We start from the raw sequence: 22315 nt of genomic DNA, 5'->3' as shown, positions 1-22315 counted from the left end.
TTATGCTTTTATATCCTTTAAATTAATAGGAGTAACTTTGGGATATGCTAATTTTAATTCTTCTAAGTTTTTATATTTAGATATTCTCATTAAAAGATTAATAACATATTCTTTAGTAGGACCTTCTCTAACCCCCATAGCCACTTTAAATAATCCTTTTCCCTGTTTTAAATTTGGAATTATCACCTCAAAACGATGAGTTCTAAACCCAAAACTTGAGCCCATTACAAAGGGGATTTTTTTCCTTTTCGCTTCATAATTTACAATACTAAGTAACCAACCGTAATTTTCCAATGTATCTTCTTTTAAATGAAAAACAACAAAAGGAGCTTTTGCCCAACTTTCTGTAGAAATAAGAGATGGGTATGCAATATTATTAAAAATACCTTTATTACAAATAGATTTTGCTAAATCTTCATTATTCTTAAATACTCTATTACAATAAATAGAAAATCCCTTTCTATTTAAGAAAAATTTATTATCTAATAAAGAAATTTCTTCATAAGTTAGTCCTGTTCCTAATAACGTTCGTACTTTTCTAATATAAGAACAAATATTCTTTGCTGATGGTATTTGATTATTTTCCTTAACTGTATAAACACTTAATAATCCACAATTTGAAAATTCCATACCTTGCTGATCTAACTTCAAACAAGAGTGAATATGTACAAATATTAAATTAGGAATAGCCTTGAGTTTTTCTAATAACTCAATCACTCTTAATGTATTCCCGTTTAAAGTAGTATCTATAATCAAAACCTTTAAATTTCTCGATGTATCCTTAGTTAACTTATCTATAAAGCTAACAAAATTAAACACCTCTAATGACCAGTTATAACGAACCGGCTCTATAAAGAAAAGATCAAATCGACTAATACTTGCTTCAAATTCTTTTTGGGTTTTAAAATTTTGAATTTCAATAGAATCCCTTTTGTATAAATCTAGCAATACACGAGTTTCAAAATAATCTCCCCATGTGCATAATTTTAATGGTTGTTTTTGTGTTGGCTTTGACATTCCAAAAAAACTTTGTAAAAAAGTAGATATACAAGCCATCCCACTTGAAGCGAAAACATGATCACATTCCCATTCATCATGTTTTTCACGATATAAATTAGCTTTTCTTTCTAAATGAACCGGCTCTATGTTTCTTTCATAACTAAAATCTATCTTATTTTGTGAGGGTAAATATTTTACTTCTCCCAGTGGAGGTGACTTCATATGTTTATTAGTAGTAAATTGGACAAATTCCATCCATAAAACTCTTAATTGCATGCTTAAATTTTCCAGATGCATTTCATCTTCAAATGTCCCAATTTTCTTTTCACTAATTTGCCTACCTAAGTGAACTGCGGATTCTAGCCAACCATTTGTTTTTGCTGAGTAAGGATGCCCTTCCATACCTAGAGAAAAATATATTGAAATTAAATCCTCTATTTCTTGTAATAAAACTGTATCATTAGAAAATTCAGTTAACACCAACTTCTCTTCCTCCTACTCTATACAATCTATTATTATTAAGAATCCACTCATCTGGTAAGGGAAAACCGTGCATATTTCTAGCCATACTAGTTACATATGCCCCAGCTGGTGCTAATAACACCCGATCCCCAATATCTAAACGTTCATTATAATTTGATTGAATGAATATGTCTTTCTCATAGCAAGTAGAACCACAAATCTTATGCATGTCTTTTATAAGATTATTTGTGTACGTATATACCAAGATAGGCGGAGTCCAATACATTAAATTCCATGCTGAACTATCCAAAGTAACTATCCTATGATTCCCCTCTACGTCTGAAGTAAGCACTGTCGAAACAAGATATCCGCACATGGCCATTAACAACATCCCAGGTTCTATTATTACTTTCACTTGTCTATTTAATAATTTATTTATCCTTTTAATTACACCTTCTAAGATATCCCAGGTTTTTGTAACCTCATTTTCATCAGAATATAAATATGTTAATCCTCCACCAAAGTTAAGAACCTCGACTTCCGGAAACATTTCCACCATTTTTTCCATTCCCAACGCTACTTGCGACATTATATTTGAATTCCTTATCTCTCCCAAATGCACATGTATTTGCTTCACTTTAAGTCCATATTTTTTTAATAACATTTTTATATCTGAAGAAAATACATCAATACCAAAACGACTTTGTTCTCCAAAGGTGGTTTCTAATTCTGAATCTAGTAAATCTAATTTAAACTTAACTCTCAACCCTATCTTGTTTTCAACACTCCCATTTTTCAGCGCTTCTTTAAGTTGTGATACAGTGCTAAAATCTGGGATAATTCCATTTTTGTATAAAACCTCTATTTCATTACTTGAAAAAGATGGAGAGGTAGCGTAGATATGTTGAAATCCGGCACTTTTAGCAACATCTAACTCTGCTATAGACGCAACATCCGCACCAATTCCTAGTTCCACTAAAGTTTTCAATAGAGAAATATTCCTATTTGCTTTGACAGAAAAACAAATATGAGTATTAGGTATTTTACTAATGTTATCCTTTATTTTTTTCACTACATATTTAATTGCCTCAACATCATAAATGATTGCAGGGGTTTGTATATCAAAGTTTTTATTAATTAACAACTGTGGTATTTCTGGATAAATACTCATATTTTCTCTCCATTATATTAGATAATATATTTATGATAATTCTTGAGATAGTAATCCCCTCAGTCTCAGATTCCTCTGGTAATAATTCAACTATATCTAGACCAATAACCTCTACCTGTCCAACTATAAATTCTAATATTTCTATCATTTCATCATAACTAAATCCACCTGGTAACGGCGTCCCTGTAGACTTAATTACCGCTGAATCAAATACATCTACATCAAGTGTTATATAATATTGCAATTCTTTATTTAACACATCTCCAAATTCATTCAAATTATTCAAAATTGATTTTCCAGGCCATTGTTTTACCTTTTCATGTGTTAGCTGATTCTCAACTAACTGTCTAATACCAACTTGAATAACCTCTTCGATACCCTCTTCCTCAAGAACTGCATCTATAAAATTACCGTGGTGTACCGAATCTCTCCAGTTATCCAACTTATTTAATCCAAAATCAGAATGTGCGTCTAATTGAATAACACCTATTTTCTTCGCTCTCACTATTCCTTTTAGGCATGGTAGAGTAATTGAATGATCTCCCCCTATTGTTACCGGAAAAACATTATGATTGACCAAACGAAACACAGTCTCTTCCAACGCATCGAACTCTTTACCATTTCTAGCAAATACAATTGATTGAATATCGCCAATATCCGCCATTGTTACATTTTCAAAAATCCTTTTTCCTTTTATTGGATCATAAACTCCACATAAGGACCGCGAGTTATGCTGATATACAGCTCCACTTACTTTCCTTAAATATCTTGGTGCAAATCGACAACCTGGTCTATACGTTACATTAAGGTCATATGGCATCCCTATAAAAGCTATATTGCACCATGTTCCATTCATACATTCAGACAGCGTTACCACTTCTGAATTAAACATACCTCCTTTCCCTCCTCTAAAAGTTTCTGCTTCCGGGGTAAACTCTTCAATTATCCCCTGTTCAAGTAAAGAGTTTATCATTGAATCCAATAGCTCACTTGTTAAATCAAACCGATTAAGTAATAATTTATGTGCAGCATCTCTTGTTATTGGCAAATAAAACGCCCTAATACACTCTAAGGAGCTTTGTTCTACATTTATTTCCCAGCCTTCTTTAGAATCCCATAAGGTGAGATAATTTAATTCTTCTTTAATAATTAAACTTTTTTTTACTCTATAATATTTATTCATATCGACTTCCTCCAGAGTGATTAATGCGAATTAATTGATTTTCCAACAATAAATATTCACCTGGCAAAGGTAGACAGTTAAACCTTCTAGAGTTTGTCATGGTATATGCCCCAGAAGCAGTAAACAAAATTTTATCTCCAACATCTAAATTCTCTAATTCAAAATCCATCATATTCCCGTTTATATCTTTCCCAAAAAAGTCCCCTTCATATAAGGTATTTCCTGCAATTAAAATTTTTTCTTTTTTCTTATTCTTCTTATTTAGGCTAATAAGATTAGGTTTATGCCAGGGGGCTAAATTCCAAGCAGAAGAGTCCACAGTAATCACTTTCTTATTAAAAAAGGTATGAAACTCGCTTGCCATCACAGATGTAACTAGATATCCACAACCTGATAATAACGCTCCTCCTGGTTCAAAACGTATATGTATCTTCCTATTATTTTCCTTCTGCCACTTAACTACTTTCTCTTTTAAACTAGAAATAGCTTTCCTAGCCTTTTCACGATCAACATAAAAATGAAACATTCCTCCTCCAAAGTCAAGAACTTCGACATTACTAAGATAACTTGCAACGGCAAATAAATAATCAGCTTTATAGAGCAACGATTGAGGTGTCATTTGTCCAGTATGAACATGTAACCTTGTTATATTTAAATTGAATTTTTTTATATTTTTTTCCAATCTATCATCAAGAATATTTATGCCAAATCTACTATCTTTTCCAAATGTTGCTGCAGACTCAATTTCAGTTGGTAGCGGAATTCTAACTCTAATTCCAACATTCGTATTAGGAAAATGTTCCCCATATAAAATCAACTGTGAAATAGAATCAATGTCTAAAGTAATCCCTTCATTCATGAAAACTCTCATATCCTTCAAACTATAAGCTGGATTTGTCGTAGTTATCTCAGTAAAACCAGCCTTCTTTGCAAGCTCATATTCTCCTAGACTTGCTACATCGCATCCTAGTCCCCATTTCGCATATAAAGATAATAATTCAGGAGTATGTGTAGCTTTTACAGCAAGATTTAATTTTGCATGGGGGAGTTCTTTCAGATCCTCTTGTATTCTATCAACTACATCTTTCATACCAGCATAATCATATATAATTGCAGGTGTATTCACATCGCATGCAACTTCATAAAGCTTAGAGGATGGTTGAGAATATAGCGGCTCTAAAATACTTTCGTTAGATTTTACTTTCACTTTGTTACCTCCCTTTATATTTCTTCAATATCTCATAGATCTCGTTGAATATTATTTTTTATTTTTTACACTTAATTTTTTCTATTAAATCTGATCTGTACGAGGCCTAGAACCTCCCAGCATCGTTAAATCTAAATTAATCCCTGATCCCCCTTGTTTTTCAAAAACAGGAACACCATTAGTTTCTAACTCAATTTCCATTTCCTCTGTAACTTTTAAAGCATTCAATTTATTCTCTAAATCTCTTAAACTCATATTTATCCGCTCCCTTTTCTTTTCAACGAGATCTATCAAACATTGTTACCTATTTGGATAATATATACTCATATTAGCGTTTTCCTTTTTTTGGTTCAATATCCAATATGTTGATAAACATTTTAACTTTTATTTGGTTTATAAGGAAAAAAAAGCAAATAATTCAAAAGATATTCCAGTTTTATATTTTATATTACCTTCAATTAAGACTTATTTATGACAGAAAATTCTGTTTTTTATTGAAAAAACAAAATATGTTATAAATAATTTCTTAAATCAAACCGCTCACTATTTTTTATGGCGTAATCTTTTATAATGCCCACAAAAAAAAGAAACCGGCTACTTTACTTCGTAAAACAGCCGATTTCTTCTATATGTTTCATCGTACGCGCTAATACGTCATCGCGCATTATAAAGCTAAATTTTCTATTCGTTTTAATGTTGTCAGGAATGTCTTTTAATAAAACAGACCCTTTCGTTTCTTCGTAATGCGTATGTTCTTCTACCGCACTAATTGTTGCAAAATAAATGTTTTTAATGATTATTTTGTCTTTTCCAGATACTTTGTATTGTCCTAAGTAAGTTAAATCAGAAACTATGCCGCCGGTTTCTTCATGAACCTCTCGAACTGCCGCTTCTTCCGGTGTTTCCCCTAGTTCTACTTTACCACCTGGAAATTCAAGACCGCGACGTAAATGATGCGTTAATAACCATTGATCCCCGTACCGGCATACAACCCAAACATGCTTTGGCTCAGGAGAAAATGGATAACGTTCAAACGATAATTGTACAGTGTTGTGGTAATAATCTTTAAATTTGTACATGCCATTACTCCCCTATTGATGGTTACAAGTTTTTCCTACCACAAATTGTAGCATATTCTCGCTTTTCTGCATAATATTATCCAATTACAATCCATTGATTATTCCCATTTGCGCGACTAATTCTTTCGTCTCATGATTTCCTAAATCGTAAATCATTTTATATGCTTTTTGTAGTTGTTCATCATATCGGTCATTATTTGAATCGTGATGATACTCAACAAATGGAACGTGGGAGCGTACAAATGACCCTAAATCTTCTACATACGCTTGATCAAAGTGCTCTCTTAATTCCGTAATTTCCTCATCATTTGCGGAAATCTCAAAATTATACGTATCCGCCGTCTTCACTTGTGAAATTTGGCCATTTCCTATTGATATATAATATGTTTTTTTCGTCTCCATGTAACACCCTTCTTTCATCCTTTTATTTTCTATTGTTTTCATCAATTACAAAATTATGTAAAATAAAGAAAAGGAGGGATTTTATGTTCAAAATATTAATTATCGGTATTATCATCGTCCTAATCATCCTCGTACTCTCCATCATGACAATTAATAAAGGCTATGCTTATAAACATTCGGTCGATAAACTAGAAGACAATCCTTATACAAAAAAGAATAAGGAGAATTCCTAATATGCTTCGTATACTTCGCATCATAGTAGCACTCACTGTGATCATTATGTCGGCAATTGGATTATATACAGGTCAAAACAATTTTTTACCTCTTTCACAATTTCTATTAGGGGCTTTAATGTTTCTCATCGCATTTGAACAAATAAAGAAAAAGGAGGCAGCAACTGGATTTATTTGTATTATTGCCGGTGCTTTCATTTGGATTGTTCTCATCATTAGCTATATCAAATAAAAGGAGATACATGCATGCTAAAAGGAGTACGGATTACTTTATCACTTATTGCTTTATGTATAGCAATCTATGGATTTTTTACTAGTAATAGAGAAATAATGCCGTATATGTTTATCTCTTTAGGAGTTATGGCCCTCACCATAAGTTTAGAGGAAATATTAAAAAGGCAAACAGGAGGTAGTGTGCTCGCTCTACTAGCAGGAGCCGCTGCTTTATTTATTGGTTTCACAGAAATATTCCGATAAATGGTCTAAAGGAGGCTATACAATGCTAACTCTAACTATATTACGGAGTTTTTTAGCATTTCTCATGCTTCTCTTACTCATTCTAAGCACTTATATCGATGTTACCGATAATTTTTCACTTCTCCCATACGTACAATTTATTCTCAGTTGTTTCTTTATTCTTCTAGAAATTAATGAATTGAAATCCGGACGAAAATCAATGAGTATCCCGTATTTTTTCGTTTCCAGTCTCATATTCTTCTTTTTAATATCAAACTACTTTCGCTATATGTAGAATGAAATTTTGACCAATTTAGCATTTATAATTATTTTCTCTCAGTAACTATTTCTTTCTACTTAAGGGGGATTCCATGTTAAAAAACATTCAAATTATAATCGCCACTATCGCTCTTTCTCTCGCCCTATTTAGCTTCTTTGCAAACTTCACTATTCTTTTACCTTACGTGTTCACCCTTTTAAGTATTATGTGTATCCTTTTTGAAATCGATGAAATAAAGAAGCAGCAAAAAACGAAAGCATTTGTTTATTTTCTCTGTTCTGCCTTTATTTTATATGTCGGAGTATCTAATATATTTTCATAAAAAAAAAGAGTATGATCGCTCTTAGGACAATAAAAAAACTGCCCTTTCACAGGCAGTTTTTCTTCTTATCCAAACACTTTCTCAAGTTCATCTTTATCTTGGCTTAACCAGAAGTTCATTAAGCGTTGTGCTCCTTCTAAGTCATGAAGCTTCGCTTGACCACATTGTGTTTCATTTGCAGCTGGAATTTCTGTAATTTGAACCGCATCTTTTAATGTGAGTTCTAATAAATCAATAATTTCTCGTACTGTCGGTGTTCCGCTTACTACAAGATAATATCCTGTTTGGCAGCCCATCGGTGAAATATCGATAATATCAAAGTGCGGATAACGATCAATATATTTACGTAAATTAAATGCTAATAAATGTTCTAACGTATGAATAACATCTGGTTTCATTGCTTGTTTATTCGGTTGGCAGAAACGAATATCAAATTTATTTACAATACCGTCACTACCTACATTGTGAACTCCGCAATGTCTTACATAAGGTGCCTTTACAATCGTATGATCTAATTCAAAGCTTTCTACTGATGGCATACAACATCTCTCCCGCTTTTAATTTAATTCCGTTATATCCAATATGATATAACGGAAATGCACATTAGTAAAGTATTATGTACAGTCGTGCTATAATACTTTAAGAATATGCTGAAAAGGAGACCGTTATGAAACAGATTTTTATTGGGATTATACGCTTTTATCAAAAATTCATTTCTCCGATGACACCACCAACATGCCGTTTTTATCCGACTTGTTCTCATTACGGATTAGAGGCGTTTCAAAAACATGGTGCATTCAAAGGCTTTTGGCTTACTTGTAAGCGTATATTAAAATGTCACCCTTTTCACCCAGGAGGATTTGATCCTGTCCCAGATAAAAAGGATGACAAAGTAAATTCTTAATTGTCGTAACCATTCACAACTAAATCTAATTTTCCTGTATCAGGATCGATAACAAGACCGTGAACAGGTACTTCTTCCGGAAGTAATGGGTGGTTGCGAAGTACTGATACGCTATGTTCTACACTTTCTTCCACACTAGAGAAACCGCGCAAGAATTGTTCTAAATCGATTCCAGAATAACGAAGCATATCTAATTTCTCTTCTGTTATACCGCGTTCTTTCATTTTCTCAATTGTACTGCTTGCTTGAATTTTTGCCATACCACAATCATGATGACCAACTACACATACTTCATCAGCACCAAGTTCGTATACAGCAACTAAAATACTACGCATAATACTTCCAAATGGATGTGAAATAACAGCGCCTGCTACTTTAATAATTTTCACATCGCCGTTACGCATATTCATCGCTTTCGGCAATAGTTCAACAAGTCGTGTATCCATACAAGAAATAATTACCATCTTTTTGTTTGGAAATTTCCCCGTTACAAACTCTTCATATTTTTTCTCTTCAACAAATTTCTCATTGTACTGCAAAATCTCTTCTAATGACTTCATAGTAAGGAACCCTCTTTTCTCTCATTTACACTACATAAATAGTGTACCAAAATATGAAAAACTCAAAAAGGATATCGCTTTATAGTAAAAATAAGATATTTTCAGATAACCGACATAATTCTTTCAAAATATACACACAGCTTTGTAACAAGTTTCACATACTTTAAACGTATTTTCACTATAAACTGATTGTAGATAATGTAAAAAAGGAGTGAATATTCATTATGTCCGACGTTCTGTTACTGAGTCGTTTTCAATTTGCAATTACTATTTTTTATCACTTTTTATTTGTACCTTTGACAATCGGACTTGTCATTTTAGTAGCATGTATGGAAACTCAATACGCCCGCACATTGAATCCAACATATCGCAAAATGGCAAATTTCTGGGGTAAATTATTTACAATTAACTTCGTAATGGGGATTATAACCGGGATTACGATGGAATTCCAATTTGGAACAAACTGGTCTGAGTACTCCAAATATATGGGAGATATTTTCGGATCACCTCTCGCAATCGAAGCACTTGTTGCCTTCTTCTTAGAATCTACTTTCATGGGAATATGGTTATTCGGTAAAGACAAAATTTCACCAAAGTTTCGTGCCTTCTGTATGTGGATGGTTGCACTTGGAACAAATATTTCCGCCCTTTGGATTATTACAGCAAACGGCTTTATGCAAAACCCTGTTGGCTACGTAGTACGTAACGGCCGCGCTGAATTAAATGATTTCTGGGCACTCGTTACGAATCCATATGCTTGGAATATGTTCTTCCATACTGTAGTTGGTTGCTATATTGTTGGTGCTTTCTTCGTTATGGCAATTAGTGCCTATCACTTATTACGTAAAAATGAAGTTGAATTCTTCAAAAAATCATTTAAGTTCGGCTTAATGTTAGGCTTATTCGCCGCAACAATTACACCGTTTATGGGACATCAATCTGGTGTATCAGCAGCTAAATATCAACCCGCAAAAGGAGCTGCGATGGAAGCAGTTTGGGAAACTGGAAAAGGACAAGGATTCTCGATTGTTCAAATTCCTGATGTGAAAAATGAAAAGAACTTTGAATTCCTTACGATTCCAAAGCTCGGAAGCTTCTTCTATACAAACTCATTTGATGGCGAAATCGTTGGTTTAAAAGATATTCCGAAAGATGAACGTCCAAATGTTAACCTCGTGTATTATAGCTTCCGCTTAATGGTTGCACTCGGTATGTTCTTTATGGCATTAACTTGGTATGGCTTCTATTTAAACCGAAAAGGAAAACTAGAAAACTCAAAACGTTATTTAAAAATTACAATATGGTCTGTCTTACTTCCTTATATCGCGATTAACGCAGGATGGATTGTCGCTGAAGTAGGTCGCCAACCATGGACAGTATATAAACTAATGCGTACAGCAGAATCTGTATCGCCTATATCTGTCCCGCAAATTTGGTTCTCATTAATTAGTTTAATTTTGTTCTACACTTTACTTTTAATTGCAGACGTATACTTAATGCTGAAGTTCGCCAAAAAAGGACCTGCAGCATTAGAAGAACCTGCTACTGAGGGAGGTGTGGCCCATGTCTCATGATATGCTTGCAATCATCTGGTTCGGTTTATGGGGCGTGATTTGGACAGTTTACTTCATCCTTGACGGGTATGCACTTGGTAACGGAATGATTTTTCCTTTCGTTACGAAAGATCGACAAGAACGAAATCAATTACAAGAAGCAATTGGCCCGTTCTGGGGCGGTAATGAAGTATGGTTAATTACAGCTGGTGGCGCAACATTTGCTGCCTTCCCAGTCACATATGCTAATATGTTTAGCTATTTATATACACCTTTATTCTTAGTATTACTTGCACTGTTTGCTCGTGCCGCTGGACTGGAATTCATGCATAAAGATGATTCACCAATTTGGCAAAAAACTTGTAAATGGGCATTTGCAATTGGCAGTTTCCTAATCGCCTTCTTATTCGGTGTTACATTCGCTAACTTGTATTATGGACTACAAATCGGAAAAAATGGCTATGAAGGAAATTTACTTAGCTTATTAAACCATTATGGTATATTAGGAGGTCTTTTCTTCACTGCTATATTTGTCGTATCCGGTGCCCTTTGGGTCATGATTAAAACGACTGGTGAAGTATCTGATCGTGCTTATAAAATCGCAAGACCGTTTTCAATGGCAGCTGCTATCATTTTAGCTATCTTCTATGTAGCAACTGCTAATCGGACAAACTTATTCCAAAACTTTACGGAATATCCGGTACTATTCATTCTTCCAGTACTTGCAATGCTAATGAGTGTACTCGCACTTATTATGGTGTACAAACATAAAATCGGCCTTGCATTCACATTCGTTTGCCTAACAATCGCAATGTTTATGACAACTGGCTTTGCAGGTATGTTCCCAAGAATGTTACCATCTCGTATTAACGATGCATACAGTACAACGTTATACAACGCAGCTGGTAGTCAATTAAACTTAAAAATTATGTTCTTCGTTGCAATGGTCATGGTACCAATCGTTATTGGATATCAGCTTTGGAGCTACAGTATATTTAAAAATAAAATTCATAAAGACTCTGCTAAAGGGTATCACTAAGGTAAAAAAAGACACTTCAAATGAAGTGTCTTTTTTATACGTATGATTTTCGATAAGATGTTATATTTCTAATCTAACAACTATACTACAGAAGAATCATTAACAGCTCACAGCTAGATTGTAGCACAGGACAAGTTCATCATTTTATGCAACTTTGCATATCACACTATAAAGTAAACTGTATTCCCTGATCATTCGCATCATTATCCCATACATCAGCTGTACTAATCCCACTAAATGTCTGTACTTTCATTCCTGTATTTGATGATCCCGATCCATTATAAGCCTTCGTCTTTTCAATCGGCTGTACGTTATATTTGTCACCTACATTAATTGTTCCATTGCAATTTTCAATAATAACACCTTCCACAACTGCCGGCATTTTGTCACCCACTTTCATTTCTTTACTTTTATTTTATGAAAATCGCCTAGAAAAATAGCATGTTTCAATAAGAAAAAGCACTCAATTTGAGTGCTTTTTCTTTAAGCATAAAGACAAGTTTGGAGACAGTTGACTTCTTCAAAATTTTATTAGGGGTAATATTTTGAAAAAGAAAGCCTTTCATATGTAGGTTAACATCACTGGAATATATAGTAAATTGATAATATTTATACGGAAGATTGCTAATGTTTAGTATAGATAGTTTACACTATGCTAACAGTGAAAACTATCTATACTAATAAAAAAAGGTGCCTTCAAAAAAGACACCTTTCAAAAACAGACACTATAAAACAGAATTTTTTATTGTTATACGATTGTTAGATACAAAAAGTAGAGGGAAATGTTTGTATTAAATTCTGCTTTATAAAGTCTGTCTACAACTTATATTGTAATCCTCTTCATTTGAAAAAAAATATAATATGCACAATTGCATACAAAAAGAAAAAGCACTCTACTGAGTGCTTTTTCAACCATTTTACTTTTAATATATCGCTTTGAATATATTGTAACATACGTATCTATATATTTTATTGAGAAAATTCAAAATCCTTTTTCTTTCATTTTTACTTATAAAATCATGTAATATAAAAGGTATGTCAAATTCTTATACAAATTGAGGTGTACTATATTTATGATGTATTTCGGAATTATTCCTCTTATATTATTTATTATTTTTCTTATCTCATATTTAAAAGATCCACGAAAAATAATAAACGGCTTTTTATTTAATTCCTTTGTCTGTTTTTTCCTTCTTTTTTGTGTGATTATATCTGTGAATTCAAGTAGTGATGTCCTACGCTATATTATAATTTTACCTATTTTAGCACTTCTTATTATGCTTCCTTTCGGTATTGTTGCTTTAATGTTTGGGCTATTTCTTAATGCTAGAATTTTAATGAAGCGAGAAGGAAGACGGTTCACTAACTGTTTAACACTCCTTGCTGCTTTAGGGATGTTATTCTTTATGTTACTCCCTATCATAAATCCAGCAAGTTTGGTCTCATCGCATTTAGAGCCTATTTTCGCAGCTATTTCTCTTATAAGCTTCTATTTCTTTATACACTTATCTAACTTCTTAAGCGCTTATTTTTTATACCAATTTAACAGACCAAGACGTAATCAAGATTTCATTATCGTTCTTGGTAGCGGCTTAATTAATGATAAAGTACCACCATTACTTGCAAGCCGCATTAATAAAGCTATCGACTTCTATTGGAAACAAGCAGCTGTAAATACACCACCAACAATTATTTTCTCTGGTGGTCAAGGTCCAGATGAAGGCCTTCCAGAAGCAGAAGCAATGCAAAATTATGCTGTTGAAAAAGGAATTCCTCTTGAACATACAGTACAAGAAAATCGCTCTGTAAACACATATCAAAATATGTTGTTCTCTAAAGAAATTATGGATTCTTTAAAACCTGAAGGTAAATATAAAAGTATTTTTACAACGAATAATTTCCACCTTTTCCGCGCTGGTATATACGCTAGACAAGCTGGTCTTAATAGCCAAGGAATCGGGTCAAAAACTGCATTTTATTACTGGCCTAACGCAATGATTCGTGAATATGTTGCGATTGTCGTAATGGGACGTAAGCGTCATATGAAAATATGTGGAACTATTTTAGGTTTCGCTTTATTCATATCAGTACTTAGTTTTATATTTTCTTAATAGCATCCCATCCTTTGAAAGGATGGGATTTCTTATACTTATTTCAAAAATATTTTAAAGATAATATGGTGATAATATTCCCTGCATACATCCATTAAAGGAGAATTTTTTCAAATTAAATGTTAAAATGAAATTTAGGTGTGAATGAGGTAACAAATAAGAAACTAGTTTGAAACGAGGAAATTATATGGAGAAAATTATCAAAAACAAGCCCAATAAGCTAAAAATTGCTTCAAAAGCTTTGATGATTATTATTGGGGCATTTATCACAGCGTATGGATTAGAAGCGGTATTAATTCCAAATAACGTATCAGACGGTGGTGTAACTGGTTTAAGTATCGTTAGTTCAAGATTATTTGGATTGCCATTAGGAGCTCTAATCGCAGTCATTAACATTCCTTTCGTTTGGTTAGGATATAAGCAAATTGGTAAAAGCTTCGCTATTTATTCTATTATCGGGATTGCTTCATTAGCAATAGGTACCGTTGTCATGCACGGAATACCAGCTATTATTGAAGGCGATACATTATTAGTTACAGTTGTTGGTGGTATTATCATCGGTTTTGGTATGGGACTAGCATTACGTAACGGCGGAGCATTAGATGGAATCGATATGCTAGCTGTATTGCTTTCTCGTAAGTTACCATTTGGAACGAGTGACCTTATTTTATTCTTAAACATGTTCGTATTTATTTTCGTATCAACAGTATTCGGCCTTCAAGGAGCTATCCTTTCGGCAATTGCTTACTTTATCGCTTCGAAAGTGATTCATATCGTTGAAGTTGGTTTAAGTGGTTCGAAAGCATTTAAAATCATTACAAAAGAGCCTGAATTAATGGTAGAAACAATTCGCGACCGTTTAGGCCGAAGTGCAACATATAACGAAGTATACGGTGGTTATTCAAGAGAGAAATTCAAAGAAATTTCTTGCGTAATTAACCGTTTAGAAGAAAGTAAAATGAAAGAACTTATTAATGAAATCGATCCACACGCCTTTATTACAGTTTATGACGTAGCAGAAGTAAAAGGCGGTAATTTCAAGAAACGTGATATTCATTAATCGTTATGTAAAAGAGGGTGTGCCAAAATTTTGGCACACCCTCTTTTTATTATTAAGTTGCTATCGTTGTCAGTTTTTGTCGGTAAGTCGATATATTTCAATAACCGCTGATATATTTTGAGTTGTGGTCGATATATTCTAATAATCGCTGATATATTTTTACTCTCCCCCCTTATGCCTAAATCGCACCAACTGAAAGGAATTAGTTCTTATAACAAGAAAAAAGACCAAAAAGCAATTTACACTTTTCGGTCTCTACACTATCTTCTCTTCGTAATCTTTCCTGAACCACCGACCCTCGTTTTTGGAGGAGATGTATTTCTTGGCGGCGTTTTAATAGATGATTTCGGCTTCACATCTGATCCGCTTGAACCGCCTGGTGTTTTTGTAATTTTACCCTTGCTTCCAGTAGAAGGTGGGGGCGTCGTATTACTTCCTTTTTCAGTAATACTTCCCTTATCACCTACTGATGGTTTCGAATCTACATTATCGCCTCGCTTAATGATAGACCCTTTTCCTTCCTTCGTAATTGGAGGAGGGGTTTTCTTTTCTTCTTTCGTAGGCGGTCTCTCTGGAATAACTGGTTTATGATTTTGTCTATCATTATATCCGCGGTAATCACCGTACGATGATTTTCGTGAACCGAATATATCATTTAATATACTTCCCATAATATACCCTTGCAAGAAGGACGGTTGGTAATTTTGACGGACAAATTCTTTATTACTTATTTCAATTAACGTATCAGATGGTTTCTCTTTATCCTTTTGCAGGTTATAAATCTTATCAGAATAAACGAGGAACATTTGATTTTCGTCTTCTTTAGATGCTTGCTTCGGTTCTCTTTCGTTAATGAGTTCCTTCGCTACTTCAGGAACTGACCGATTGGCGGCCCTATACACGTAAGATTCTTGTTTACCTTCCTTGGCAACAGATTCAAGTGGATAACGGTCTTGAATCGACTTTGTCTGCCCGCCTTGACAACCTGATAAGGCATAACCAGCAACAACAAGTAATATAACGATAGCAAGTATAGGGATCACAAACGATTTAATCATGGTAAACAATCGGTTTGACATGATTACGCCCCCTTACGTTGCTCTTATAATTTGTACATCAGCAGGAATGATTGCTTCTCCCTCATACATCATTGTGCGACCATTTTGCCATTCAATACGCAATAATTTTCGATTATCTGATTGGAATTCCCATATATACTGTTCTTCTGAAGCTGAGAATGGAGTTTTTCCCAGCACAACAACACGTCCATTATATTGTTCTTCCATATGGTACTCGGTATCATCCATTTCAATTGTCGTCGGAATTTCATCAATTGAATCTAAGCGACCATCAATTGGAGTATATAATTTGTAATACGTATTTTCTCGGTCTTCAATTTTTAAATAACGAATATCTTTCCCGTCTTGTAGTGTTAAAACAATTTCTTTACGAGAATGCATACTCGTTTTCCCAATTAATTCATACATAACTAATGAAACTTCAATCATATCGCCAGGAGCTAACGTTAAAAGACTCTTTTCCGGCTTCGGTGGCTCTGGGCTTTTCATTATATTTTTAATTCGTTTAAATAAACTCATAATCTACCCCTCCTTTTCTCTTTATAAACACGCACCTAAAATTAGTGCACCAACAATATGTAATGATCCGGCTAACATCGCATGTGCAACGCTACCTTCTTTCGTACCCTCTTCTAAATCAAGACCAGACATTTTCTTTAATACGAATTCGATAAACATTTCTACCACTAATAAAATAACGAAAGAAACTGCTGATGCAAGAAGTGCTTGCCATAAATCATTTGCTTTCGTTATTGATTGGGATAAAATGTACCCTTGTGCAAATAATTTCATAATAAAACGAGTTGTTACAGCTGTATTTCCATTTTTTATTTCTTTTAAGTCATTGTATTTTGTAAAAATTGAATCAACCCACATAATTGCAAATAAAAGTACTGCACTCGCTCCAGTCCATACAAGCATGGCAACTACATTCATCCATGTCATTGCAAAACCTCCTCTAAAAAGTAATAGAAAACCGACATGAATTTGTTTAGACATGTCGGTTCATTTGTCTTTATTCTATATTATTTCTCATACTGCTTCATAATACGAGCTAATTCATCGTCAACAGCAGAATTTTTGTTTAAGCTTGCGAATTCATCATCTAATGATTTTTCTTTCTTATAAACTTCACCACTTGCTTCCGCTTCAGCCTCTAATTGAAGAGCTTTCTCTTCCATACGGCTTAAGCCAGCTTTCGCTGAGTTTGAATCAAATCCAGACATCGCCTGATTAATATTCTTTTGTGCTTTCGCCGCATTTACACGTGCTACAAGTGTTTCACGTTTATTTTTCAGCTCTGTTAATTGCTTACGCATTTCTTCTAGCTTCAGGCGAAGATTGTCAGCAGCAGCTTTGTTTTGCTCATAGCTTGCTTTATACTCATTCATCTTTTGCTCTGCATTTTGTTTTTCTTCAAGAGCACGACGCGCAAGATCTAAGTTATTAGCTTGAACAGCCATATGAGCTTGCTCTTCACGTTTTTTCACAAGTGCTTCTTGCTCTTCAAATAATATTTTGAATTTCTTCTCAAGCGCGATTTGAGCCGCTACACTTTTCTCTGCTTCTTGTACATCCGCTTGCATATCACGTAAATATTGATCCGTCATCTTAACTGGATCTTCCGCTTTTTCAATTAATGAATACACATTTGACATTGTTAAATCTCGTAATCGTTTAAATACAGACATTCAAATTCCTCCTATGATATACCTCATATTTTAAATTCACTACTGGGAAAAATAAAAATCTCCCTTAACAGTAAAGAATAGTCATTTTTACAGCCTACGTGCTTATTATAACAAAATGAAGATGTCCTTACATGTTATTTCCAAAATACATCCAATATAATATGACATTCTAGATACAATATTGCATTTCTAATATATTCTCATTATTTCTCTTTGAAATTAACTTACTTTTGCGCACTTTCACTAAATTACATAAGTGTAATGTTACTGTAAGCTAACTCGATAGTTACGTTTCCATATTTCTTATACACTAATACAAGAAGCAGCAAACAAGCTTCTCATCATTTCAGAACTAATACAAAAATGTATTTACTATAAAACAGATAAAAGGAGAAATCATCATGAAAAAATTAGTAGGAATCGGATTAGCAGCAGCAATTTCATTCGGAGCATTATCAGGTTGTTCTTTATTAGGAGAAAAAGCGAACGGCTTTGTACTGTACGGAACAGAAGATCAAGTAACACAAATTGCAGATAAAAACAAAAAAGAAGTGAAAGAAAAAGACTTCTATAAAATGAAAATGACAACATTAGAAGGTAAAAAAGTTCTTGTCATGGATAAGAAAACTGGTGAAGAACTCGTGAAGAAAGAGTTACTTAGTAAAGTTGATGAAAAAGACGATACGAAACCACTTGATAAATTACCGGCTGTAACAACAGAACAAGGTGTATTATTCGCAAAAGAGAAAGTAGAAAATGCTACACTTGATGGGGCAAAATTAAAATATGAAGGCAACACAATTATCGGTAGTGGCCGTGCATATGCCGACATGTTCGCGGTTGTTGATGATGCAACATACGGAAATGTAAAAGGCGATGAAAAATCTGTTGGGGTATTAAAATTCGATAAAGATCCAAGTAAAGAATTCCCTGGAAAAAATGGTGTAGAATCATCACAACTTGTAAAAATTAAGAAGTAATAAAAAAAGCTTTGCGACATTCGCAAAGCTTTCTTCTATTTATGAGCAACTTGCTCCATATCCGGACTACAAGTTTGTGACTGACATGACTTATTTAAAGAACATGCCGCGCATTTTCCTTTTTTACTTCTCTTTACAAAATGAACTAACGTGTATGCTGCATAACCAAAAATGATAGCTCCAATTATAATATTGACCATCATCGTAATACATCTCCTTCTAGAATCCGAGTAAGGATCCAACTTGATATATAATGAGCGTTAATACATAAGCAACTACGAGTGGATAAACGACTGAGAAAATCGTCCATTTCGCTGATCCTGTTTCACGTTTAATAACGGCTACTGTCGCTAAACACGGAACATATAATAAAATAAAGAACATAAATGCATATGCTGATAATGCTGTATAATGTGCTCCCATTACGTTTCCAAGCACATCTTCTTTAACTGCATAAATAATTGCCATTGTAGAAACGACAACTTCTTTTGCTAAAAATCCTGTTAAAAGGGATGCTGCAGCTTGCCACGTTCCAAAGCCGAGCGGTGCAAATAGTGGTGCGATAAATCCACCAATCATTGCTAAGAAACTGTCTCCCATATCAACACCAAATCCTGATGGACCTGCATAATTTAATAGCCAAATGACAACAGAACCACCGAAGATGAATGTACCTGCTTTACGAACAAATCCTTTCCCTTTCTCCCACGTACTTAGCCATAACGTTTTCGCTTGTGGCACGCGGTAAGGCGGTAATTCAATGACGAAAATAGATTTTTCAGCTTTTAAAATGGTAAGAGACATAATCTTTGTAACTAATAACGCAAGAACAATACCTGCAACATATAAAGAAAACACAACAGTTGCCTGACTATGAGGGAAGAATACTCCCGCAAATAATGCGTATACAGGTAAACGTGCCGAACAAGACATAAATGGTGTTACAAGAACTGTAAGTAAACGTTCTTTTTCTTGTTCAATCGTTCTCGCTGCCATAATACCTGGAACATTACATCCAAAACCGATGATCATCGGAATGAACGCTTTTCCGTTTAAACCGAAGAACTCCATAATTCTATCCATAACAACTGCAATTCGCGCCATATATCCTGAGTCTTCTAATAATGAAATGAAAAAGAATAGTGCAAAGATTTGTGGAACGAATACTAATACAGCACCAACACCGGCAATAATACCTTCTGTAACAAGTGCTTGAATAAAATCAGAAGCCCCGACACTTGTAAGTCCAGCTGTCACCCAATCCGTAAGCTGTCCAGCAAAAAACTCATCTAACATATCTGACAGCGGTGTCCCAATCCACGTAAACGTAACCTGAAAAATAAAAAACATAACTGCTAAAAAGATTGGAAGTCCTAAAATTTTATGTGTAATTAATCTATCAATTTTTTCTGAAAAAGGGATTTCCCCTTCTTTCTCATGCTTCATAACATTTGTTTTTAACTTTTCAATATACGCTTCACGAGTTTTGTATATGTGCTCTTCCAACGTACAATCAAGTTTTTCTTCTAAGCGAGATCGAATGGCTACAAGTTCCTTATAAATTGGTAATGCTTTCATTTCTTTTTCTACTACTTCGTTATTGCTTAAAAATTGAAGTGCTAACCATCTCGGATGCTCGTAATTCACTGTCTCTAAAAGAGCAATTACTTCTCCAATTCCTTCATCCATTTGTACACCATATGAAATAAGGAATGGCTTTTTCTCTTTTTTGTCATTTTCTTTAAGAGTCATAAGCAGTTCTTCACAGCCTTTTCCACTTCTTGCAACGACAGGAACGACTGTTACACCTAATAATTCAGATAAACGTTTTACCTCAATGACAATTCCTCTTTGCTTCGCCACATCAACCATATTTAAACCAATTGAGACTGGCTTACCAAATTCAAGTAACTGCAACGTTAAGTGCATATTTCTTTCAAACTGCGAGGAATCTACGATATTTAACATATGATTAAATTCTTCTGTTAATAGAAAGTTTGTTACAACACCTTCATCACGTGAAACTGGATTTAAATCATAAACACCTGGTAAATCAATTAATGTTCCTTGTCTATCTTTTAATTTACCAACCTTCTTTTCTACTGTTACACCGCTCCAGTTTCCTACATATTCATAAGAACCAGTAAGTGCATTAAACAATGATGTTTTCCCTGTATTCGGATTCCCTAGCAAAGCTACCTTATTCACGCTAATTCCACCTTTATCATTTTCGCGTCACAATGACGAATACTAATTAACTGTCCACGACACTCCAATGTACAAGGACCTTTGAACATCGCTTTCTGCTTCATACGAAGTACGCTTCCTTCAGAAAGACCAAAAGCAGCCAGTCTTCTCTTTAATAATTGATCTAACGACTGAACGCTTTTTACTAACACTTTCTCACCGATTTTAATATCTACTAAGCTCATAACCTTCCCCCTCAGAAGAGAATGATAATTATTTTCAAAAGAATTATAGCACACTCTATTTCTTGAGTACTATACCCTTTGACTTCATATTTATTAACATTTCTCTACAATTTTATTTCAATTATTGTCATAATAGATTCGTTTGCCATTCTCATCCATTTCGCTTACAATAAACAATAACAAATAAAGAATCTCGTTATCACTGGGGGAGCCATGCCGCTGAGAGGGAACACTTCGTTCCGACCCTTCGAACCTGTTAGTTAATGCTAACGCAGGGATTGTGCAAACGTCCGAAATACATACCTCATTTTTATTTACGTATTTCGTATCCTCCTATGATATCTATTCTTTTTTGTACAACTTGGATTTAGGGGGAGACAACATGCGTAACACCAATTTACAAGCGATGATCGAATCTGCTATTCTTGCAGCCTTCGCCTTGGTCATCGACATTTTACCACTTTCAATAAAAATATCAGCAACAGGCGGTTCCATTTCATTTGCTATGATTCCTATTTTTATTATCGCGTACCGCTGGGGTTTCAAAATGGCTTTCTTAGGGGGCCTAATTTGGGGATTATTACAAATTGTCGTAGGCGATGCCATTATCGTCACACCAATTCAAGTACTAATTGAATACTTTGTTGCTTTTGCATTCATTGGATTTGCTGGTTTATTCTATCGTCCAATTCAAAAAGCACTTTTAACTTCCAATGATAATAGCGAAGAGCAATCAAATTTAGGTAGCCGTAAAGACAAACCTTCATCAAAACCAAACCAAGGAAAGAAAGTAATTGGATACATTATCGTCGCTACTTTTATCGGTAGTCTAGCTCGTTACTTCTGTCACTTTATCGCTGGTATCATTTTCTGGGGACAATATGCACCAAAAGGCCAATCGGCTTTCCTATATTCTTTAATATTTAACGGTAGTACAATGATTGGTTCCTATATTCTATGTACCGTTTTACTTATATTTTTATTTATCACTTCACCACGCTTATTCAAAAGCATCAGTGCTTATCAAATGAATACACAAAAAAAGGGCGCTTAATGAGCGCTCTTTTTTCATATCGTAATATCAATTAAAAATACAATAAATGCGCAAAAGA

The 22315-nt window shown here is 34.1% G+C and carries 28 protein-coding genes and 1 riboswitch; of the genes, 11 read left to right on the top strand and 17 right to left on the bottom strand.

Going from position 1 to position 22315, the window contains the following annotated elements:
• From ACS2QP_RS14595 to ACS2QP_RS14565, 7 genes are all read right to left on the bottom strand, one after another.
• The gene (locus ACS2QP_RS14595; RefSeq protein ID WP_438882549.1) at positions 1–1482 is read right to left on the bottom strand and encodes a hypothetical protein; all 1482 of its coding nucleotides are present in this window, start codon (positions 1480–1482) and stop codon (positions 1–3) included.
• Positions 1469–2632: a diaminopimelate decarboxylase family protein gene (locus ACS2QP_RS14590; RefSeq protein WP_029443478.1), complete on the bottom strand. Its 1164-nt coding sequence runs from the start codon at positions 2630–2632 to the stop codon at positions 1469–1471. The genes ACS2QP_RS14595 and ACS2QP_RS14590 overlap by 14 nt, the downstream gene beginning before the upstream one ends.
• Positions 2595–3815 carry an arginase family protein gene (locus tag ACS2QP_RS14585; RefSeq protein ID WP_061667118.1) on the bottom strand — a complete coding sequence of 407 codons (1221 nt, stop codon included), beginning with the start codon at positions 3813–3815 and terminating at the stop codon, positions 2595–2597. Before ACS2QP_RS14585 ends, ACS2QP_RS14590 begins: the two co-directional genes overlap by 38 nt.
• Positions 3808–5022, bottom strand: coding sequence for a diaminopimelate decarboxylase family protein (locus tag ACS2QP_RS14580; RefSeq protein ID WP_061667117.1), 1215 nt, complete (start codon positions 5020–5022; stop codon positions 3808–3810). Before ACS2QP_RS14580 ends, ACS2QP_RS14585 begins: the two co-directional genes overlap by 8 nt.
• 84 nt (positions 5023–5106) lie before the next feature.
• Positions 5107–5277: a hypothetical protein gene (locus tag ACS2QP_RS14575; protein WP_153577967.1), complete on the bottom strand. Its 171-nt coding sequence runs from the start codon at positions 5275–5277 to the stop codon at positions 5107–5109.
• A 344-nt stretch (positions 5278–5621) separates the two neighbouring features.
• Positions 5622–6101: an antimutator 8-oxo-(dGTP/GTP)ase gene (gene mutTA, locus ACS2QP_RS14570; protein WP_000276385.1), complete on the bottom strand. Its 480-nt coding sequence runs from the start codon at positions 6099–6101 to the stop codon at positions 5622–5624.
• Positions 6102–6185: 84 nt separating this feature from the next.
• Positions 6186–6503, bottom strand: coding sequence for a hypothetical protein (locus tag ACS2QP_RS14565; RefSeq protein ID WP_000448409.1), 318 nt, complete (start codon positions 6501–6503; stop codon positions 6186–6188).
• 83 nt (positions 6504–6586) lie between these two features.
• Here ACS2QP_RS14565 and ytzI point away from each other — a divergent pair, with 83 nt between their 5' ends.
• The 4 genes from ytzI to ACS2QP_RS14545 all read left to right on the top strand — a co-directional run bounded on the left by ytzI (position 6587) and on the right by ACS2QP_RS14545 (position 7794).
• Positions 6587–6736 carry a YtzI protein gene (ytzI, locus tag ACS2QP_RS14560; protein ID WP_000472791.1) on the top strand — a complete coding sequence of 50 codons (150 nt, stop codon included), beginning with the start codon at positions 6587–6589 and terminating at the stop codon, positions 6734–6736.
• 1 nt (position 6737) lies between these two features.
• Complete coding sequence (locus ACS2QP_RS14555; RefSeq protein ID WP_000944453.1) at positions 6738–6968, top strand: DUF3953 domain-containing protein; 231 nt, start codon at positions 6738–6740, stop codon at positions 6966–6968.
• Between the two features lie 14 nt (positions 6969–6982).
• Complete coding sequence (locus tag ACS2QP_RS14550; protein ID WP_000912054.1) at positions 6983–7213, top strand: DUF3953 domain-containing protein; 231 nt, start codon at positions 6983–6985, stop codon at positions 7211–7213.
• Positions 7214–7563: 350 nt separating this feature from the next.
• Positions 7564–7794: a DUF3953 domain-containing protein gene (locus ACS2QP_RS14545; RefSeq protein WP_438882548.1), complete on the top strand. Its 231-nt coding sequence runs from the start codon at positions 7564–7566 to the stop codon at positions 7792–7794.
• A gap of 65 nt (positions 7795–7859) precedes the next feature.
• Here ACS2QP_RS14545 and luxS read toward each other — a convergent pair whose 3' ends face one another.
• Positions 7860–8333 carry an S-ribosylhomocysteine lyase LuxS gene (luxS, locus tag ACS2QP_RS14540; RefSeq protein ID WP_001141371.1) on the bottom strand — a complete coding sequence of 158 codons (474 nt, stop codon included), beginning with the start codon at positions 8331–8333 and terminating at the stop codon, positions 7860–7862.
• Positions 8334–8461: 128 nt separating this feature from the next.
• On the opposite strand from luxS, the gene yidD reads away from it, so the two are divergent.
• Positions 8462–8698 carry a membrane protein insertion efficiency factor YidD gene (yidD, locus tag ACS2QP_RS14535; RefSeq protein WP_000809330.1) on the top strand — a complete coding sequence of 79 codons (237 nt, stop codon included), beginning with the start codon at positions 8462–8464 and terminating at the stop codon, positions 8696–8698.
• On the opposite strand, the gene ACS2QP_RS14530 is transcribed toward yidD, so the two are convergent.
• The gene (locus ACS2QP_RS14530; protein WP_438882547.1) at positions 8695–9258 is read right to left on the bottom strand and encodes a beta-class carbonic anhydrase; all 564 of its coding nucleotides are present in this window, start codon (positions 9256–9258) and stop codon (positions 8695–8697) included. The genes yidD and ACS2QP_RS14530 overlap by 4 nt on opposite strands.
• Positions 9259–9482: 224 nt before the next feature.
• Between ACS2QP_RS14530 and cydA the strand changes: the two genes are divergently transcribed.
• Both cydA and cydB read left to right on the top strand, forming a co-directional pair.
• Positions 9483–10832: a cytochrome ubiquinol oxidase subunit I gene (gene cydA / locus ACS2QP_RS14525; RefSeq protein ID WP_001286188.1), complete on the top strand. Its 1350-nt coding sequence runs from the start codon at positions 9483–9485 to the stop codon at positions 10830–10832.
• Complete coding sequence (gene cydB, locus ACS2QP_RS14520; RefSeq protein ID WP_000017662.1) at positions 10822–11850, top strand: cytochrome d ubiquinol oxidase subunit II; 1029 nt, start codon at positions 10822–10824, stop codon at positions 11848–11850. Before cydA ends, cydB begins: the two co-directional genes overlap by 11 nt.
• A 166-nt stretch (positions 11851–12016) precedes the next feature.
• Here cydB and ACS2QP_RS14515 read toward each other — a convergent pair whose 3' ends face one another.
• Positions 12017–12250 carry a spore germination protein gene (locus ACS2QP_RS14515; protein ID WP_002001299.1) on the bottom strand — a complete coding sequence of 78 codons (234 nt, stop codon included), beginning with the start codon at positions 12248–12250 and terminating at the stop codon, positions 12017–12019.
• 673 nt (positions 12251–12923) lie between these two features.
• Here ACS2QP_RS14515 and ACS2QP_RS14510 point away from each other — a divergent pair.
• Together ACS2QP_RS14510 and ACS2QP_RS14505 are read left to right on the top strand one after the other, a co-directional pair.
• Positions 12924–13961: a YdcF family protein gene (locus ACS2QP_RS14510; RefSeq protein ID WP_088349388.1), complete on the top strand. Its 1038-nt coding sequence runs from the start codon at positions 12924–12926 to the stop codon at positions 13959–13961.
• Between the two features lie 187 nt (positions 13962–14148).
• A complete protein-coding gene (locus ACS2QP_RS14505; protein ID WP_000411240.1) occupies positions 14149–15021 on the top strand; it encodes a YitT family protein in 873 nt (290 codons plus the stop codon).
• Positions 15022–15281: 260 nt separating this feature from the next.
• On the opposite strand, the gene ACS2QP_RS14500 is transcribed toward ACS2QP_RS14505, so the two are convergent.
• The 4 genes from ACS2QP_RS14500 to ACS2QP_RS14485 all read right to left on the bottom strand — a co-directional run bounded on the left by ACS2QP_RS14500 (position 15282) and on the right by ACS2QP_RS14485 (position 17791).
• Positions 15282–16100, bottom strand: a complete 819-nt coding sequence (locus ACS2QP_RS14500) for a DUF4247 domain-containing protein (RefSeq protein WP_000071190.1) — start codon at positions 16098–16100, stop codon at positions 15282–15284.
• Between the two features lie 12 nt (positions 16101–16112).
• Entirely contained in the window at positions 16113–16619 is a 507-nt protein-coding gene (locus ACS2QP_RS14495; RefSeq protein WP_332283864.1) for a DUF4178 domain-containing protein, read from the bottom strand.
• 21 nt (positions 16620–16640) lie between these two features.
• Positions 16641–17045, bottom strand: coding sequence for a DUF350 domain-containing protein (locus ACS2QP_RS14490; protein ID WP_000220087.1), 405 nt, complete (start codon positions 17043–17045; stop codon positions 16641–16643).
• An 80-nt stretch (positions 17046–17125) separates the two neighbouring features.
• Positions 17126–17791: a PspA/IM30 family protein gene (locus ACS2QP_RS14485; RefSeq protein WP_000110281.1), complete on the bottom strand. Its 666-nt coding sequence runs from the start codon at positions 17789–17791 to the stop codon at positions 17126–17128.
• A gap of 401 nt (positions 17792–18192) precedes the next feature.
• On the opposite strand from ACS2QP_RS14485, the gene ACS2QP_RS14480 reads away from it, so the two are divergent.
• On the top strand, positions 18193–18771 hold the full coding sequence (locus ACS2QP_RS14480; protein ID WP_000737481.1) for a lipoprotein BA_5634 family protein: 579 nt from the start codon (positions 18193–18195) through the stop codon (positions 18769–18771).
• Between the two features lie 35 nt (positions 18772–18806).
• Here ACS2QP_RS14480 and ACS2QP_RS14475 read toward each other — a convergent pair whose 3' ends face one another.
• Genes ACS2QP_RS14475 through ACS2QP_RS14465 form a run of 3 tightly spaced genes read right to left on the bottom strand, consistent with a single transcriptional unit; the run spans position 18807 to position 21203 of the window.
• A complete protein-coding gene (locus ACS2QP_RS14475) occupies positions 18807–18974 on the bottom strand; it encodes a FeoB-associated Cys-rich membrane protein (RefSeq protein WP_017674402.1) in 168 nt (55 codons plus the stop codon).
• 16 nt (positions 18975–18990) lie between these two features.
• Positions 18991–20979 carry a ferrous iron transport protein B gene (feoB, locus tag ACS2QP_RS14470; protein ID WP_326264327.1) on the bottom strand — a complete coding sequence of 663 codons (1989 nt, stop codon included), beginning with the start codon at positions 20977–20979 and terminating at the stop codon, positions 18991–18993.
• On the bottom strand, positions 20976–21203 hold the full coding sequence (locus tag ACS2QP_RS14465) for a FeoA family protein (protein WP_000060520.1): 228 nt from the start codon (positions 21201–21203) through the stop codon (positions 20976–20978). Before ACS2QP_RS14465 ends, feoB begins: the two co-directional genes overlap by 4 nt.
• A 194-nt stretch (positions 21204–21397) precedes the next feature.
• A riboswitch (TPP riboswitch) is annotated at positions 21398–21499 on the top strand.
• 86 nt (positions 21500–21585) lie between these two features.
• Between ACS2QP_RS14465 and ACS2QP_RS14460 the strand changes: the two genes are divergently transcribed.
• Positions 21586–22257 (top strand): energy-coupled thiamine transporter ThiT, encoded by a 672-nt coding sequence (locus ACS2QP_RS14460; protein WP_001246571.1) that lies wholly within the window; start codon positions 21586–21588, stop codon positions 22255–22257.
• Positions 22258–22315: the final 58 nt, after the last annotated feature.

It is taken from the genome of Bacillus cereus group sp. Bce019 (assembly GCF_051781745.1).
Lineage (GTDB): Bacteria > Bacillota > Bacilli > Bacillales > Bacillaceae_G > Bacillus_A > Bacillus_A cereus.
The sequence above is the reverse complement of the archived record's forward strand: the minus strand, read 5'-3'. Positions and strand labels throughout refer to the sequence as shown.